10 protein-coding genes are annotated in these 17058 nt (G+C 70.7%); 2 read left to right on the top strand and 8 right to left on the bottom strand.

From position 1 onward, the window contains the following. Positions 1-156: 156 nt before the first annotated feature. From alaS to WQ53_RS13125, 8 genes are all read right to left on the bottom strand, one after another. Positions 157-2805 (bottom strand): alanine--tRNA ligase, encoded by a 2649-nt coding sequence (gene alaS, locus WQ53_RS13160; RefSeq protein ID WP_052633107.1) that lies wholly within the window; start codon positions 2803-2805, stop codon positions 157-159. Positions 2806-2964: 159 nt separating this feature from the next. Next, positions 2965-3543, bottom strand: coding sequence for a recombination regulator RecX (gene recX, locus WQ53_RS13155; RefSeq protein WP_082113034.1), 579 nt, complete (start codon positions 3541-3543; stop codon positions 2965-2967). 115 nt (positions 3544-3658) lie between these two features. Further along, complete coding sequence (recA, locus tag WQ53_RS13150) at positions 3659-4690, bottom strand: recombinase RecA (protein WP_052633100.1); 1032 nt, start codon at positions 4688-4690, stop codon at positions 3659-3661. A gap of 185 nt (positions 4691-4875) precedes the next feature. Then, positions 4876-5529, bottom strand: coding sequence for a transcriptional repressor LexA (lexA, locus tag WQ53_RS13145; RefSeq protein ID WP_052633097.1), 654 nt, complete (start codon positions 5527-5529; stop codon positions 4876-4878). Positions 5530-5575: 46 nt separating this feature from the next. After that, on the bottom strand, positions 5576-7258 hold the full coding sequence (gene ubiB / locus WQ53_RS13140) for a 2-polyprenylphenol 6-hydroxylase (protein ID WP_052633094.1): 1683 nt from the start codon (positions 7256-7258) through the stop codon (positions 5576-5578). Positions 7259-7295: 37 nt separating this feature from the next. Then, positions 7296-7793, bottom strand: a complete 498-nt coding sequence (locus WQ53_RS13135) for a CinA family protein (protein ID WP_052633091.1) — start codon at positions 7791-7793, stop codon at positions 7296-7298. A gap of 961 nt (positions 7794-8754) precedes the next feature. Next, entirely contained in the window at positions 8755-11406 is a 2652-nt protein-coding gene (locus WQ53_RS13130) for a TonB-dependent receptor (protein ID WP_052633088.1), read from the bottom strand. 193 nt (positions 11407-11599) lie between these two features. Further along, complete coding sequence (locus tag WQ53_RS13125) at positions 11600-12628, bottom strand: cation diffusion facilitator family transporter (RefSeq protein WP_082113033.1); 1029 nt, start codon at positions 12626-12628, stop codon at positions 11600-11602. A gap of 84 nt (positions 12629-12712) precedes the next feature. On the opposite strand from WQ53_RS13125, the gene mutS reads away from it, so the two are divergent. Both mutS and WQ53_RS13115 read left to right on the top strand, forming a co-directional pair. Further along, positions 12713-15313, top strand: a complete 2601-nt coding sequence (mutS, locus tag WQ53_RS13120; protein ID WP_052633085.1) for a DNA mismatch repair protein MutS — start codon at positions 12713-12715, stop codon at positions 15311-15313. A 210-nt stretch (positions 15314-15523) separates the two neighbouring features. Next, a complete protein-coding gene (locus WQ53_RS13115) occupies positions 15524-16582 on the top strand; it encodes a cytochrome-c peroxidase (RefSeq protein ID WP_082113032.1) in 1059 nt (352 codons plus the stop codon). Positions 16583-17058: the final 476 nt, after the last annotated feature.

Here is a 17058-nt window from a genome sequence, read left to right as displayed (position 1 = left end):
GCCGGCGCGCCTTCGCCGGCTGCGCAGGCCTGGTGAAGGCCTTGCGCTCCCACCCAGCAGCGTACGGTGTGAACTGAAGGATCGTACTGCCCCCGCCAGCAGGCGGGCAAGGGCCGTTGGGACAAGGGTTCCGGGGCCGTGGTTATGGTGGCCTGGTCACTGCAGCCGCTGGCTGACCCAGGCGGGGACCTCGTCGAGGGCAAGGGCAAGGGCGGGCCCGTCCTCGCCACCACCCTGGGCGAGGTCCGGGCGACCGCCGCCCTTGCCTCCGATACGACTGGCCACGTGGGCCAGAAGTTCGCCCGCCTTGATCCGTCCCGTTGCGCTGCCGTTCACGCCTGCAACCAGGGCGGCCTTGCCATCCTGGGCACCGGCCAGGACGATCACCGCGTCGCCCAGCTGCTGCTTGAGCCGGTCCACCGCCTCGCGCAGGCCCTTGGCGTCCACCCCTACCAGGCGCGCGGCCAGCACGCGGATGCCCTCGATCTCGACCGCCGCGGCGGCCAGGTCGGCGGCGGCGCTGCTGGCGGCCTTGGCCTTGAACGACTCGACCTCGCGCTCCAGGCGGCGGATGCGCTCGGCCAGCGCGCGCGCCTTGTCGGCGACGTCGCCACGGTTGCCGCCGAGCGCCGATGCGGCCTCGTCCAGGCTGCGTTCCTCGGCGGCGATGTAGTCCAGCGCGCCCTGCCCGGTCAGCGCCTCGATCCGGCGCACACCGGCCGAGACGCCGCCCTCGGCGGTGATCTTGAACACGCCGATGTCGCCGGTGCGGCCGACGTGGGTGCCGCCGCACAGCTCGGTGGAGGAATCGCCCATGCGCAGCACGCGCACGCGCTCGCCGTACTTCTCGCCGAACAGCGCCATCGCGCCGAAGTCCAGCGCTTCCTGCATGCCCATCTGGTGCACTTCGGCTTCGTGGTTGGCGCGCACCTCGGCGTTGACCCGGCGCTCGATCTCGGCCAGTTCGGTCGCGCTCATCGGCTGGAAGTGCGAGAAGTCGAAGCGCAGGCGGTCCGGCGCGACCAGCGAGCCCTTCTGCTGCACGTGGGTGCCCAGCACCTCGCGCAGCGCGGCGTGTAGCAGATGGGTGGCCGAATGGTTGAGCACGGTGGCGGCACGGCGCTGGCCGTCGACCAACGCCGACAGGCGGTCGCCCACCGCGATCCGGCCCTGCCCGACGCGGCCGACGTGGCCGTGGAACTGGCCGGCGAACTTCTGCGTGTCGGCCACGGCGAAGCGCGTCTCGGCCTCGGCCAGCACGCCGGTGTCGCCGACCTGGCCACCGGATTCGGCGTAGAACGGGGTGCGGTCGAGGAACACGATGCCCTCTTCGCCCGCTTCCAGCGCGCCGGCCGGGCGGCCCTCGCGCAGGATCGCCACCACCTGCAGGCCGTCGGCCTCCAGGCGGTCGTAGCCGAGGAAGCCGGTCGGCACCAGTTGCGCGACCAGCTCAGCCGGCAGCGAGGTGCCGCCGCCGAACTTGCCGGCCGCGCGCGCGGTCTCGCGCTGCTGCTCCATCGCCGCCTCGAAGCCCTGCATATCCACCGACATGCCGCGCTCGCGCGCCATGTCCGCGGTCAGGTCGACCGGGAAACCATAGGTGTCGTACAGGCGGAACACGTCCGCTCCCGGAATCAGGCCACCGGTGGCGCGCGCGGCGACGTCGTTGAAGATGCGCATGCCCGAATCGAGCGTTTCAGCGAAGCGCTCCTCCTCGGCCTTGAGCGCGCGCTCGACCAGGTCGCGCGCGGCCGGCAGCTCGGGATAGGCCTCGCCCATCAGCCCAGTCAGCGTGCCGACCAGCTGGTGGAAGAACGGCTGGCGCACGCCCAGCATCCAGCCGTGGCGCAGGGCGCGGCGGATGATCCGGCGCAGCACGTAGCCGCGGCCCTCATTGGACGGCAGCACGCCGTCGACGATCAGGAAGGAACTGGCGCGGATGTGGTCGGCAATCACGCGCAGCGACTTGTTCTCCAGGTCGGCGGTGCCGGTCAGTTCGGCCGCGTGGCGGATCAGCGCCTGGAACAGGTCGATCTCGTAGTTGCTGTGCACGTGCTGCAGGATCGCGGCCAGCCGCTCCAGGCCCATGCCGGTGTCCACGCACGGGGCCGGCAGCGGCACCAGGGTGCCGTCGGGCTGCCGGTCGAACTGCATGAACACCAGGTTCCAGATCTCGATGAAGCGGTCGCCGTCCTCGTCCGGCGAGCCGGGCGGGCCACCGGCGATGTGCGCGCCGTGGTCGAAGAAGATCTCGGTGCACGGGCCGCAGGGGCCGGTGTCGGCCATCTGCCAGAAGTTGTCCGAGGCGAACGGCGCGCCCTTGTTGTCGCCGATGCGGATGATGCGCTCTTCCGGCACGCCGACCATGTCGCGCCACAACGCATAGGCTTCGTCGTCGGTGTGGTAGACGGTGACCAGCAGGCGCTCGGCCGGCAGCTTCCACACGCCGGTCAGCAGTTCCCAGGCCCAGGCGATCGCGTCCTTCTTGAAGTAGTCGCCGAACGACCAGTTGCCCAGCATCTCGAAGAAGGTGTGGTGGCGGGCGGTATAGCCGACCGAATCGAGGTCGTTGTGCTTGCCGCCGGCGCGCAGGCAGCGCTGGACGTCGGCCGCGCGCACGTAGCTGCGCTTCTCCGCGCCCAGGAACACGTCCTTGAACTGGACCATGCCCGAGTTGGTGAACAGCAGGGTCGGATCGTTGCCCGGCACCAGCGGGGCCGAGGGGACGATGGTGTGGCCCTTGCCCTGGAAGAATTCGAGGAAGTCGCTGCGGATGCGGGCGGTGGAGTACGGAGTGGAGGTCATCTGGCTTCGGCTGGCGGACAGGGTCCGGGCCGGGAACACGCCAACGCGGCCCGGCGGGACGGGGAATCTCGAGCGCCAAAGGGTAGCAGAGGCCGGGGGTCCGACGCCCGGCGGGGGCTGCCGCCCAGGCCTTTGGCCCGTCTCGAATTGCCGGACTGTTCAGTCGTCCAGGTCCCAGCGGGTCGCGGCGCGGATGCTGTCGCCGTCGAAACCGCGCCGGGCCAGCAGGTCGGCGGCCTTGCGCCGCTGCGCCAGGTCGGTGGGTCCGGCCGGACCGAAGCGGCGGCGGACCAGGTCGCGGGCGATTCCGGTCCAGTCGCCCTCGAAGCCTTCCAGTGCGGCGGCGACGGCTTCGCCGCCCAGGCCATGGGTGCCCAGTTCGGCGCGGATGTAGAGCGGACCATAGCCGGCGCCGGCGCGGCTGCGGACCAGCGATTCGGCGAAGCGGGTGTCGTCCTGCCAGCCTTCGCCGGCCAGGCGTTCGACCGCGGCGGCGGCCTCGCCGGCTTCGACCCCGCGCGCGGCCAGCTTGCGGGTCAACTCCCTGCGCGAATGCTCGCGCCTTACCAGCAGGCCGAGGGCGCGCTGCACGGGAGTGGGTTGTGGACGCCGGCGGCGTCCTGGACCGGGTGGGTCGTCCGTGCCGGAAGCGGCGGCCGCCCCGTCCGGGCGGGCCGGATCGTCCTGGCCGGGGTCGCGGCCGGGAAGGGAGTCTTGGTCGCGGGAATCCTGGGTCATCGGTCCACCGGAAGATGTGCGCCGTCCCTGGCGCCTGCCCTCCTGGCCTTCAAGAACCGCTTCCCGCCGTCACGCCACTGACAGCGCTCCGGCGGGAAGCGGATACCGGTACCGCTTATTCGTCGTCGCCTTCCGCCTCGTTGCGCGAGGCTTCGGCCGGCTGGAACTTCTCGCGCAGCTCGGCTTCGAGCTTGGCCGCCACGGCCGGGTTCTCGCGCAGGTACTGGCGGGCGTTGTCCTTGCCCTGGCCGATGCGATCGCTGCCGTAGCCGTACCAGGCGCCGGACTTCTCGACCAGCTTGGCCTCCACGCCCATGTCGATCAGCTCGCCCTCGCGGCTGATGCCCTCGCCGTACAGGATCTCGGTGATGACCTGCTTGAACGGGGGCGCCAGCTTGTTCTTGACCACCTTGATCTTGGTCTGGTTGCCGATGATCTCGTCGCCCTTCTTGATCGCGCCGATGCGGCGGATGTCCAGGCGCACCGAGGCATAGAACTTCAGGGCGTTGCCGCCGGTGGTGGTCTCCGGGCTCTGGCCCGGCATCATCACGCCGATCTTCATGCGCAGCTGGTTGATGAAGATGACGGTGGTGTTGGACCGCTTGATGTTGCCGGTCAGCTTGCGCAGGGCCTGGCTCATCAGGCGCGCCTGCAGGCCCGGCAGCTGGTCGCCCATCTCGCCCTCGATCTCGGCCTTCGGGGTCAGCGCGGCGACCGAGTCGATCACGACGATGTCGACCGAGCCCGAGCGCACCAGCATATCGGCGATCTCCAGCGCCTGCTCGCCGGTATCCGGCTGCGACAGCAGCAGGTCGTCGACGTTGACGCCCAGCTTGGCCGCGTAGATCGGATCCAGCGCATGCTCGGCGTCGATGAAGGCCGCGGTACCGCCCTGCTTCTGGGACTGGGCGATGGCCTGCAGGGTCAGCGTGGTCTTGCCGGAGGACTCGGGCCCGTAGATTTCGACCACCCGGCCGCGCGGCAGGCCGCCGATGCCCAGCGCGATGTCCAGCATCAGCGAACCGGTCGGGATGATCTCCACCGGCTCGATCACGCGATCGCCCATGCGCATCACCGAGCCCTTGCCGAACTGCTTGTCGATCTGGCTCAGGGCCGCTGCAAGTGCGCGCTTCTTGTTCTCGTCCATCGGGGTGTCCTCGGGGTGTCAGTGGTGTGGTGCGAAGTCTGGGGTGGCCGGGTCGCACAGGCTGCGACCGCGGGCGATGGAATCGAAACTACTCGCGGCGATGCCGGCGGCCCATCGCCGCGCCGCGCGGCTGGCTGTCGGAAAACGCCGCGTTGCCGGCAAGAACACGGGCAGGAAAGCGGTCATCAGCGGTTGGGCCGGACCAGGCCGCAGTACAGGCCCTCGATGGCGAAGTCCTGGTCCGGCAGCACCTCGATCGGCGCGTAGTCCGGGTTGCGCGGCAGCAGGCGGATGCGGTCCTTGCCGATCTTCAGCAGCTTGACCGTGATCTCCTCGTCCACCCGCGCCACCACGATCTGGCCCGAGCGCGCCTCGCGGGTGCGGTGCACGCCGATCAGGTCGCCGTCGAAGATGCCCTCGTCGCGCATGGAGTCGCCCTGCACCTTGAGCAGGTAGTCCGGCGAGGGCGAGAACAGCACCCGGTCCAGCACCACGAAGCTCTCGGCCAGGTCGGCCGGCGCATCGGCGCCGATCGGCGACCCGGCGGCGACCCGGCCCAGCACCGGCAGGCGCAACGCGTCGTCGTTCACGGCCGGCGGCAGGGCCAGCTCGGCCTGCGGCGGCACCGGCGCCACCTTCACCCGGATGCCGCGGGCCCGGCCCGGCAGGCGTTCGATCGCCCCGGCCGCCTCCAGCGCCTCCAGGTGGTACTGCGCGCCGCGCACGCCCTTGAAACCGAAGGCCCGGGCGATCTCGGTCTGGGAGGGGGGCATGCCCTCGGCTTCGATCCGCTCGGCGATCAGGGCCAGGATGGCTTGCTGGGTATCGGTCAGGTCCATGGTTAGTAGTAATACTACTAACAGACGGTCAGCCGCAACCCCCTTCTCAGCGCCGCCCGCTGCGCCAGATCGACACCAGGATCCACAGCCCGGTCAGCGCCGCACCGACGAAGCCGAGCACGCCCAGCGCCAGCAGCCAGCGGCTGGGCACGCCGCCGCCGGCACTGTTCATCACGATCGACGAGCCGATCACCAGCGCGGCGGTGACCACGCCCATGGTCAGCCGGTTGGCGGCGCGGTCGACCTGGTCGCCGAAGGCCTTGAGCGAGGTCACCTCGATCTGCATGTTCAGGCGCCCGCGCCGGGCCGCGCGCAGCAGGCGGCGCAGCTCGCGCGGCAGGTCGCCGGCCAGTTCCAGCGCGTCGATCGCGCCGCGCCGGCCCCGGCGCAGCAGCGCGCGCGGCGACCAGCGGTCCAGCAGCACCTGTTCGAGGAACGGCCGCGCGGCGCTGGCCATGTCGAAATCCGGGTCGAGCTGGCGGCCGAAGCCCTCCAGGGTGAGGAAGGCCTTGATCATCAGCGCCAGGTCCGGCGGCAGGCTCAGGCCGTGCTCGCGCAGGATCGTGGTCACGTCGGTGAGCATCGTGCCCATCCGCAGGTCCTTCAGCGGCACGCCGCGGTACTGGTCGACGAAGGCGCCGATGTCGGCCTGCAACCGCGACTCGTCGGCCTCGCCACCGCCCTCGCCCCACTCCAGCAGCACGTCGGTCACCGCCTCGGCGTCGCGCTCGACCAGGCCGTGCAGCAGTTGCACGATCTGGAAGCGGCGCTGTTCGGATACGCGCCCGACCATGCCGAAGTCGATCACGCCGATGCGCTCGCCCGGCAGGTAGAAGATGTTCCCCGGGTGCGGGTCGGCGTGGAAGAAGCCGTCCTCCAGCACCATCTTCAGCACGATGCCGGCGCCGACCGCGGCCAACCGCTTGCGGTCCATGCCGGCGGCGTCCACCGCGGCCAGGTCCGGCCCCGGGATGCCGACCACGAAGTCCTGCACGTTGAGCCGTTCGCTGGTCCACTGCCAATGCACGCGCGGCACCAGGATCTCGTCGTGGCCGGCGAAGTTGCCGGCGATGCGTTCGGCATTGCGGCACTCGGCGGCGAAGTCCAGTTCGCGCCGCAGCGACAGCGCGAACTGCTGCACCACTTCGCGCGGGCGGTAGCGCTGCAGGTCCGGCGCCTGCGCCTCGACGATCTCGGCCAGCCGCGCCAGCAGGCGCAGGTCGGCCTCGACCGTGTCGCGGATGCCGGGGCGGCGGATCTTCAGCACCACCGCGATGCCGTCGGCCAGCCAGGCGCGGTGGGCCTGGGCCAGCGAGGCGGCGGCCAGCGGCACCGGATCCAGCTGCGCGAACACGGTTTCCGGCTCGGCGCCCAGGTCCTCCACTAGTTGCGGGCGCACGCGCTCGAACGGCAGCGCCGGCACCGCGTTCTGCAGCTTGCCCAGTTCGGCGATCCACTCCGGCGGGAACAGATCCACGCGCGTGGCCAGCACCTGGCCGAGCTTGACGAAGGTCGGGCCCAGGTCTTCCAGCGCGCGGCGCACCCGCTCGGGCGGGGCCATGTTCGCCATCGCCTGCGGGTCCTGCCAGTGCAGCAGGCGCCCGGCGCGCTCCAGCGCGCCGGCCAGGCCGATCCTGCGGACCATGTCGCCGAAGCCGTAGCGGATCAGGACCGAGGCGATCTCCTGCAGCCGGCCGAGGTCGCGGACGGTGCCCAGCGTCTCCCACATCACGCTGCCCTCCGCGGCCGGCGCGCGCCGCCCACGCTCATGCCAGCAGCTCCGCGATCCCGGCCAGCGCCTGGCCGACCGTCTGCCGGCGCACCGCCTCGCGGTCGCCGTCGAAATGGAACGCCTGCGCGCGGGCGTAGCCGCCGCGCCGCTTCCACGCGATCCAGACCGTGCCCACCGGCTTGTCCGCGCTGCCGCCGCCCGGGCCGGCGATGCCGGTCACCGCCACCGCCACGCTGGCACCGGAGTGGACCAGCGCGCCGGAGACCATCTCGATCGCGGTCTCGCGGCTGACCGCGCCGTGCTCCTCCAGGGTCTGCGGATGCACGCCGAGCAGGCCCTGCTTGGCCTCGTAGCTGTAGACCACCAGGCCGCAGTCGAACCAGTCCGAGGAGCCGGCGATGTCGGTCAGGCACTTGGCGATCCAGCCACCTGTGCAGCTCTCGGCGGTGACCAGGTGGTCGCGCGCGGCGCGCAGGCGCCCGCCCAGAGCCTGGGCCTGCTCGTGCAGCTGCGCATCGGTGGGAATGGGCATCGTCCGGGATCGCGTGCGGGGTCGCTGCCCGTTTTAGCCCAAACGCCGGCGCCTGTCTGCCCGCCAAAGGTGCTTGGTCTGGTGGAGGGGAGCGCAACGGCAAAGGCAACGGCAAAGGCAAAGGCAACGGCAACGGCAACGGCAAAGGCAACCGCAAGAGCGCCTGGGGTGGTGGGCTTCGGGCTGAGCCGCGGCAGTGCGGGTGTGTTGCGGTCGGCTCGACGGCACATCCCTGTGCCGACTCGCCGACGCGGCCATCCATGGCCGCTGCCGCAACACACCCGCACTGCCACGTCTTCGGGAACGTGGGGGGCGTGGCTCCGTTCCGGCGTCCAGAAGCAACAGCCGTCGTTGCGTCGCCCGCGCCGTTCTGTAGGAGCCGGGTTTGACCGCGACGCGATGCCGCCGGCACAGGCGACGCCCTCATGGTTCCGACGCCCGTGTCGCCGACTGAAGTCAGCTCCTACACAAGAGCGGCCGCGCCGTGGCGGTTGTAGGAGCCGGGTTCAGCCGGCGACACGACGACCTCGGCACAGGCGACGCCCTCATGGTCCCGACGCCCGGGTCGCCAGCAAGCTGGACTCCTACAGGAAGCCTGGAACCGTCAGATCGCGGTGTTTTTCGCCAAGCCATAGAAGCCACGACCGCAATGCCGCTCGAGGACGTCGTCCTGCCGGGGTATGGCGCAAGTGGCACAGGGAGGTGCCACGGCCCCGAGTTGAGGGCAGGATGCCCGACCGAGGGGTAAGCCATACCCCGGCAGGACGGCGGCCCCCGGCCGAAGCCAGCGCTTCTGCTCCAAGCGGCCGTAGCGATGGCGGCCCATCGAACCGACGCCTTTGGCTTTGCGACCCTGTCACTGACCCAGCATCCGAGCGACCCTCCCCGGAATTGGGAAAGAACCGGAAAAAAACAGGGGGCCGCCGAAGCGACCCCCTGCACCCATCCGTCACTGCCGCGCTCAGTAACGCACGCGGAAGGTCACCCCGTACATCCGCGGCGCGCCGAGGAAGGCGTTGTAGGTGTTGTTCGGATCGTTCGGGATCGAAGTGGGCGCCTGCAACGGCCCGTCGAAGCCCACCTGCACATACTCGGTATCGAACAGGTTGCTGCTCCACAGCTCCACCATCCAGCGCTGGTCACGCGCGCCGAAACCGATCCGGGCGTTGGCCACGGTGAAGGCGTCCTGCATCTTCTCCGGGTCCAGGTCCGAACCGGTGTTGTACTCGGACATGTACTTGGCGCCGATGTTGAAGCGGCCGACCAGGTCGCTGCCGAAGTCCCATTCGTAGGTCGCCGAGATCGAGCCGGACCACTTCGGCGCGAAGCTCATCTGCGCGCCCGGCAGCTTGTACAGCGCGCAGCAGCCCGTCGGTCCCGGCGGCGGCGTGAAGTCGCCGCCCGGGATGTCGTCGCCATACCGGGTGTCGGCGTACATCAGGCCGCCCTGCAGCATCAGCCCGTCCACCGCCTTGGGCTGCCACAGGATTTCGGTGTCCACGCCCTGGGACACGACTTCCGGGATCGAACGGACCACGAAGCTGGTGCCGAGGAAGCTGTTGAGCTGGAAGTCGGTGTACTTCTGGTAGAACAACGCCGCGTTCAGCAGCAGGTTGCCGTCGGCCCAGGTGGTCTTGGTGCCCAGCTCGTAGCTGTCGACGAACTCGCCCGGGAACGAGGTGTCGTCCGCCGGGAGGATGCCCGGCGCGCCGATCGAGGTGCCATCGGCCGACTGCACGCGGTCCAGGTTGAAGCCGCCGCCCTTGTAGCCGCGGGCGGCCGAGGCGTAGCCCATCACGCTGTCGTTCCAGCGGTAGGCCGCCTTGACCGTGCCGGACCACTCCTTCTCGTCCATCTCCTGGCGGGTGTTGCGGCCGTTGTGCAGCGCATTGGTCCAGGGCAGGCACATGCGGCCGACGATCGCCGGCACCGCCACCGGCAGCAGCTGGGCCAGGATCGCCTGCTGCGTGGGCGCCGGCAGCGAGGCGAAGCCGTTGATGCGCTGGGCGAGGGCACCGCCCACGCGGGCGGTGGGATTGGCCAGCGTGGCACCGCAGCCGATGCTGCCGTTGGGATTGGTGTAGGCCGAATCCAGCGTCTTCTTCTCGCGGGTGTAGCGCAGGCCCAGGGTCAGGTCGAGCGCGTCGGTGGCGTGCCAGGTGTTGTTGGTGAACAGCGCGCTGCTCTTGGCGTTCTGGCGGTGGCGATCGAGCGCGCCGAGGCCGGCGAAGTTGGTGCCGAACGGCTGGCCGGACACCTGCGAGAACAGCAGCGCCGGGTTGGCGGTGTTGACCGTCAGGCCCAGCGGCGCCAGCTGCGCCGCCATCTGCGCCAGCAGCTGCGAGCCGACCAGGGTCGACAGGAACGGCTCGTAGCCGGCGCCGACGCGGTAGGTCTCGGTGCGGTTGAGGTCCTCGTCGGAATAGAAGATGCCGACCATCCAGTCGACCCTGTCGGTCGCACCGGTCAGGCGCAACTCCTGGCTGAAGGTCTCGAAGCCGGTGAACGACTCGTCCGCGTTCGGGTTGCGGTAGATCAAATCGGCGGTGGTGAAGTCGTAGTCCAGGCCGTTGATCGCCTGCCAGTCGCGCGAAGCGGTGATCGAGGTCAGGGTGGCGCCGCCCAGCGCCTCCATGTCCCAGTTGATCTCCATCGACACGCCCTTGTCCTTGATGTCCTGGCTGGTCGAACGGTTGCTGTAGGCGACGCGGTCGAACGGATCGTCGCCCGGGGCGGCGATCGCCTTGCCGCCGCCGGCCACGCCGTTGATGATCGCCGAGGTGGCGCCGACGGTGGTCTGCACGGCGGTGCAGCAGTTCTCCTCGCGGCTGGTGTAGTCGGCGGTGAAGATGACCTCGACCGTGTCGCTGGGCTCGACCAGCAGCTTGCCGCGCAGGGTGTGGAAGTTCTGGTCGTAGTCGTCGGTCTCGCGGCGTGGGCCGTTGCCGGTGCGCACGTCCATCCAGCCGTCGCGCGTGCGCTTGGCGGCGTAGACGTTGAGCGCGGCGTTCTCCCCGAGCGCGTCGTTGTAGCTGCCGGCTACACCCCACGCGCCGTAGTTGCCCACGGTGATCTCGCCTTCGGCGCTCTGGGTGAAGCTGGGACGGCGGGTGACCACGTTGATCACGCCGGCGGAGGTGTTCTTGCCGAACACCGTGCCCTGCGGCCCCTTGAGCACCTCGATGCGCTCGAGCTGGCCGAGGTCGACGAAGCCGACGCTGTTGCGCGGCCGGTAGACGCCGTCGATGACGATGCCGACCGAGGACTCCAGGCCGACGTTGTCGCCGACGGTGCCGATGCCGCGGATGCGCGCGGTGGTGATCGCCTCGCTCTGGGTGCTGGTCACGGTCATGCCGGGGACCAGGACCTGCAGGTCCTTGATGTCGCGCACGCCGGTGTCCTGCAGCAGCTGTTCCGACAGGGCGGTCACCGAGATCGGCACGTCCTGCAGGGCTTCCTCGCGCTTCTGCGCGGTGACGGTCATGGTCGCCAGGGTCACCGGCTCTTCGGTCCTCTCCTCCTGTGCGTGCGCCGCCGGCGCGGCGGCCATGCAGGTCAGCGCCGCGACAACGGCGATCGCAAGTCCGGTGTGTTGCAGGGTTGCACGAGCCATGTTCCCTCCCCAAGAGTGTGTGATGGCGGTAATTCGTTATTTTTCTGCTTGCGCCCCGTGCCTCGCGGGGCGGCGGGTGACGGGTCCATTCGAACCCGTATCCACACCCGAACGTTAAACCCACTTCACATTTACCGCATTTTGCGCTGCGGCGATACGCAGGCCCGCGTTTCAGGATGGTGGGCGCGGCGCCCTACCCGGCCGGCCGGCAGCCGCCGCCGGCACAGTGTTCCTCGCCCGCGGCCTCCATCTGCAGGGTGACGTGGGCGATGCCGTGCCGCTGGCCGAGCACCCGGACCAGCTCGCGGCGGACGGCCGAGGGATCGGCGGCGGCGGCCACCACCACGTGGGCGGTCATCGCCGGCGTGCGCGACGCCAGCGCCCAGACGTGCAGGTCGTGGACGTCCTCCACCTGCGGATGCCCGTTCAGGTCCGCACGCACGGCCGCCAGGTCCACCCCGCGCGGCACGCCCTCCATCAGCACGTTCAGCGCCTCGCGCACCAGCACCCAGGTCCGCGGCAGCACCCACAGGCCGATCAGGACCGCCAGCAGCGGATCGACCCAGCGCCAGCCGGTCCCGTGGATCACCAGGGCGGCCACCACCACCGCCAGCGAACCAAGCATGTCGCTCCACACCTCCAGGTAGGCGCCCTTGAGGTTCAGGCTCTGCCCGCTGCCGGCGTGCAGCAGCCGCATCGCCACCAGGTTGCAGGCCAGGCCGACCAGGGCCACGCCGAGCATGCCCAGGCTGGCCACCGCCAGCGGTTCGCGGAAACGGTGCCAGGCCTCCCACAGGATGTAGCCGGCCAGCACGAACAGCAGCATGCCATTGGCCAGCGCGCCGAGCGCCTCGAAGCGGGCGTAGCCGTAGGTCCGGTGCGCGTCCGGGGGGCGGCGCGCCAGCCGCACCGCGACCAGGGCGATGGCCAGGGCCAGGGTATCGGTGGCCATGTGCGCCGCGTCGGACAGCAGCGCCAGGCTGTTGGTCCACCAGGCACCAACCGCCTCGAACACCAGCACCGTGGCGGTCAGCCCCAGCGCCCACCACAGCGGCCGCTCGAAGCGGATCTCGGACGGCACGTGGCTGTGGCCGCCCGGGCCGTGATGATGGCCGTGGCCGTGCGGGTGGTCGCGGTCGTGGTTGTGGTCGTGCCCATGGCCGTGGTCGCCATGGTCCCGATGGGAGTGCTGCCCGTCGTGGGCGCCGTGGTCGCGCGTCATGCCGGCACTATCCGGTCCGCTCCGGCCGGAGACTATTACATCCCTGCCCCATACAATCAGCGCCCCAGCCCCACCGCAGCACCAATGGCCAAGCCCGCCGAGCCGTCCGAACACACGCCGCTGATGAAGCAGTTCTTCGCGGCCAAGTCCGAATACCCGGACCTGCTGCTGTTCTTCCGCATGGGCGACTTCTACGAGCTGTTCTACGACGACGCGCGCAAGGCGGCGCGGCTGCTGGACATCACCCTGACCCAGCGCGGCAGCTCCGGCGGCGCGCCGATCCCGATGGCCGGGGTGCCGGTGCACGCCTACGAAGGCTATTTGGCGCGGCTGGTGGCGCTGGGCGAGTCGGTGGCGATCTGCGAGCAGATCGGTGATCCGGCGCTGGCCAAGGGCCTGGTCGAGCGCAAGGTGGTGCGCATCGTCACCCCGGGCACGGTGACCGACGAGGCGCTGCTGGACGAACGCCGCGACACCCTGCTGATGGCGGTGGCTCGCGGCAAGAGCGGCTACGGCCTGGCCTGGGCCGACCTGGCCGGCGGCCGCTTCCTGGTCAACCAGGTCGACAACGAGGACCAGCTGTTGGCCGAGCTGGCGCGGCTGGAGCCGGCCGAGCTGCTGGTACCCGACGAGGAAGGCTGGCCGGCGCTGGTCGCCGGCGCGCTGCGCCGGCGCGCGCCGTGGCTGTTCGATCCGGACAGCGGCCGCCGCCAGCTGCTGCGCTTCTTCGGCCTGCACGACCTCACCGGCTTCGGCATCGAGGACAAGCCGCTGGCGGTGGCCGCCGCCGGCGCCCTGCTCGGCTATGTCGAGGAGACCCAGAAGCAGCGCCTGCCGCACCTGACCTCCATCGCGGTCGAAACGGCCGGCGAGGCGATCGCGATGAACGCGGCCACCCGCCGCCACCTCGAACTCGACACGCGGGTGGACGGCGACACCCGCCACACCCTGCTCGGCGTGCTCGACTCCACCATCACTCCGATGGGCGGGCGCCTGCTGCGGCGCTGGCTGCACCGGCCGCTGCGCGACCGCCAGGTGCTGGGCCGGCGCCATCACGCGGTGGCCACGCTGGTCGACCAGGGCGCCGATGCCACCCTGCGCGAGCGCTTCCGCGGCCTAGGCGACATCGAACGCATCCTCACCCGCGTGGCCCTACGCTCGGCGCGGCCGCGCGACCTGTCGACCCTGCGCGACGGCCTGGCGATGCTGCCGGGGCTGCGCGAGGTGCTGACGCCGCTGGACTCGCCGCGGCTGGCGGCGTTGGCCGCCGAACTCGGCGGCGAACTCGACAGGATGGCCGAGACCGCCTACCTGCTCGCCTCCGCGGTGGCCCCGCAGCCGCCACTGAAGCTGGCCGACGGCGGCGTGATCGCCGAAGGCTACGACGCCGAGCTGGACGAGCTGCGCCGGCTGTCGACCCACGCCGACCAGTTCCTGGTCGACCTGGAGGCGCGCGAGCGCGAGAGCACCGGCATCGCCACGCTCAAGGTCGGCTACAACCGCGTCCACGGCTACTACATCGAGATCAGCAAGGGCCAGGCCGACAAGGCGCCGGTGCACTACACCCGCCGCCAGACCCTCACCGGCGCCGAGCGCTACATCACCGAGGAACTGAAGGCGTTCGAGGACAAGGTGCTGTCGGCGCGCGAGCGGGCGCTGGCGCGCGAGAAGTTCCTGTACGAGGCGCTGCTGGATTCGCTCAACGCGGTGCTCGAGCCGCTCAAGCGCTGCGCCGCCGCGCTGAGCGAGCTGGACGTGCTGGCCGGCTTCGCCGAACGCGCGCAGGCGCTGGACTGGTCGCGCCCGGAACTGGTCGACGCGCCGTGCCTGCGGATCGAGCGCGGCCGCCATCCGGTGGTCGAGGCGGTGCGCGAGGAGCCGTTCGAGCCCAACGACCTGGACCTGCACGCCGACACCGACGCCGCCGCACGGCGGATGCTGGTGGTCACCGGCCCGAACATGGGCGGCAAGAGCACCTACATGCGCCAGAACGCGCTGATCGTGCTGCTGGCCCACATCGGCAGCTTCGTGCCGGCCGCGCGCGCGCAGATCGGCCCGATCGACCGGATCCTCACCCGCATCGGCGCCGGCGACGACCTGGCCCGCGGCCAGTCGACCTTCATGGTCGAGATGGCCGAGACCAGCTACATCCTCCACCACGCCACCGCGCAGTCGCTGGTGCTGATGGACGAGATCGGCCGCGGCACTTCCACCTACGACGGCCTGGCGCTGGCCGACGCGGTCGCCCGCCACCTGGCCACGGTCAACCGCTGCTGGACCCTGTTTGCCACCCACTACTTCGAGCTGACCGCACTGGCCACGCCCGACAGCGGCATCGCCAACGTGCACCTGGACGCGGTCGAGCATGGTGAGGCGCTGGTGTTCATGCATGCGGTCAAGGACGGCGCTGCCGACCGCAGCTTCGGCCTGCAGGTGGCGGCGCTGGCCGGCCTGCCGAAGGCGACGCTGCAGCAGGCGCGGCGGCGCCTGGCCGAGCTCGAACAGCGCGGCCGCGAGACCCACGCCTCGCAGATGGCACCGCAGGCGCTGGATTCGCCGCAGCAGTTCGGCCTGTTCGCCGCCGCGCCGTCGGCAGCGCAGGAAGCACTCGCTGCGCTGGATCCGGACGAACTGACCCCGAAGCAGGCGCTGGAGGCGCTGTACCGGCTGAAGTCGCTGCTGTAGCCGGCGGCTGGGGCGGCGACAAGCCGCTGGCCGCGAGAGTGCTGCCCCGCCACGCGCCGCCCCCGAAGCAACGCGCCGCCTGCGCATATCGACCGCGCTCGCCGCCATGGCCATCCGGCCGGCCGGCGGCGGGCGCTTGATCGCGATCAATGCCTGCCATGCCGGCGCGCGGGATAACTGGCTTGTCCCTAGCCAGCCGCGAGGCCCGACATGAAGCTCCGCACGTCCGTCCTGGCCTGCGCCGTCGCGCTGGCCACTTCCGCCTCGCTCGCCCAGGCGCCCACCGCCGCCGCGCCCGATGCGGCCGAACTGCGCGGCGTGGCCCAGGCGCTGTTCGCGCCGGTGCCCACCGCGGTGGCCGAGGTACGCGGCGAGGCGATCACCGCCGAGCAGGTCGAACTGGGCAAGTGGCTATTCTTCGATCCGCGCCTGTCGCGCAGCCACGTGATCAGCTGCAACACCTGCCACAACGTCGCCACCGGCGGCGCCGACAACGTGCCGACCTCGATCGGCCACGGCTGGCAGAAGGGCCCGCGCAACTCACCGACCGTGCTCAACGCGGTGTTCAACATCGCCCAGTTCTGGGACGGCCGCGCCGCCGACCTGAAAGAACAGGCCAAGGGGCCGGTGCAGGCCAGCGTGGAGATGAACAACACGCCCGACCGGGTCGAGGCGACGCTGCGCAGCATGCCCGCCTACGTCGCTGCGTTCGGCCGCGCGTTCCCGCGCGAGCGCGACCCGGTGAACTTCGAGAACATGGCCCGCGCACTGGAGGCGTTCGAGACCACCCTGACCACGCCGGACTCGCGCTTCGACCGCTTCCTGGCCGGCGCCGACAGCCTGGACGCCGAGGAGCTGCGCGGCCTGTCGCTGTTCGTGGAGAAGGGCTGCATCGCCTGCCACGCCGGGGTCAATCTGGGCGGCCAGGCCTACTACCCGTTCGGCGTGGTCGAGCGCCCCGGCGCCGACGTGCTGCCGCCGGGCGACAAGGGTCGCTTCGCGGTCACCCAGACCGCCAGCGACGAATACGTGTTCCGCGCAGCGCCGCTGCGCAACGTGGCCCTGACCGCGCCCTACTTCCACAGTGGCCAGGTATGGGACCTGCGCCAGGCGGTGGCGATCATGGGCAGCGCCCAGCTCGGCCATGAGTTGAACGCGGCCGAGGTCGAATCGATCACGCGCTTCCTGCATACCCTGACGGGCAACCAGCCGCGGGTGGCCAACCCGGTACTGCCGGCGAGCACGGCGGCGACGCCGCGACCGGAATGATGAAAGACGCTGGGTCCCGGCGTTCGCCGGGACGACGGTGGAATGGCGTAGCGGGCGCGAAGCAGATCCATGCATCCCTGCAGGACATCAATCGTGCCGTGACCGCGGGACTTGGTGCTGTCGCACGCCAGGCGTAGGCTGCGGACATCCCCGGCGCGTGCTGCCGCACCGCAGCATTCATAGCCCCTCGCTATCGAAGTTTTTGCAATAAACGATTTTTATTGATCGCTGCTGCCACCTACGCTGTCTTCGACCCGCCGTCACCGGCCCACAGGAGGAGCCCGCCATGAGCAAGCCGTCCGATCCCCGGCACAGGATGCCGCCGTCCGCCGATTCCGGCGCCGCGGCCACGAACGACAACCGCGGCACGCCACCGGCACGCCGCCGCACCGTTCCTTGACACCGGACGCCCGGCACCACGCCGGCCCTTCCGTTCCGCAGCCACAGACCTTCCCTTCCATCGCCATTCGCCCCGG

The sequence above is a fragment of the Pseudoxanthomonas suwonensis genome (assembly GCF_000972865.1).
Classification (GTDB): Bacteria; Pseudomonadota; Gammaproteobacteria; order Xanthomonadales; family Xanthomonadaceae; genus Pseudoxanthomonas; species Pseudoxanthomonas suwonensis_B.
This window is presented reverse-complemented; position numbering and strand designations above follow the sequence as displayed.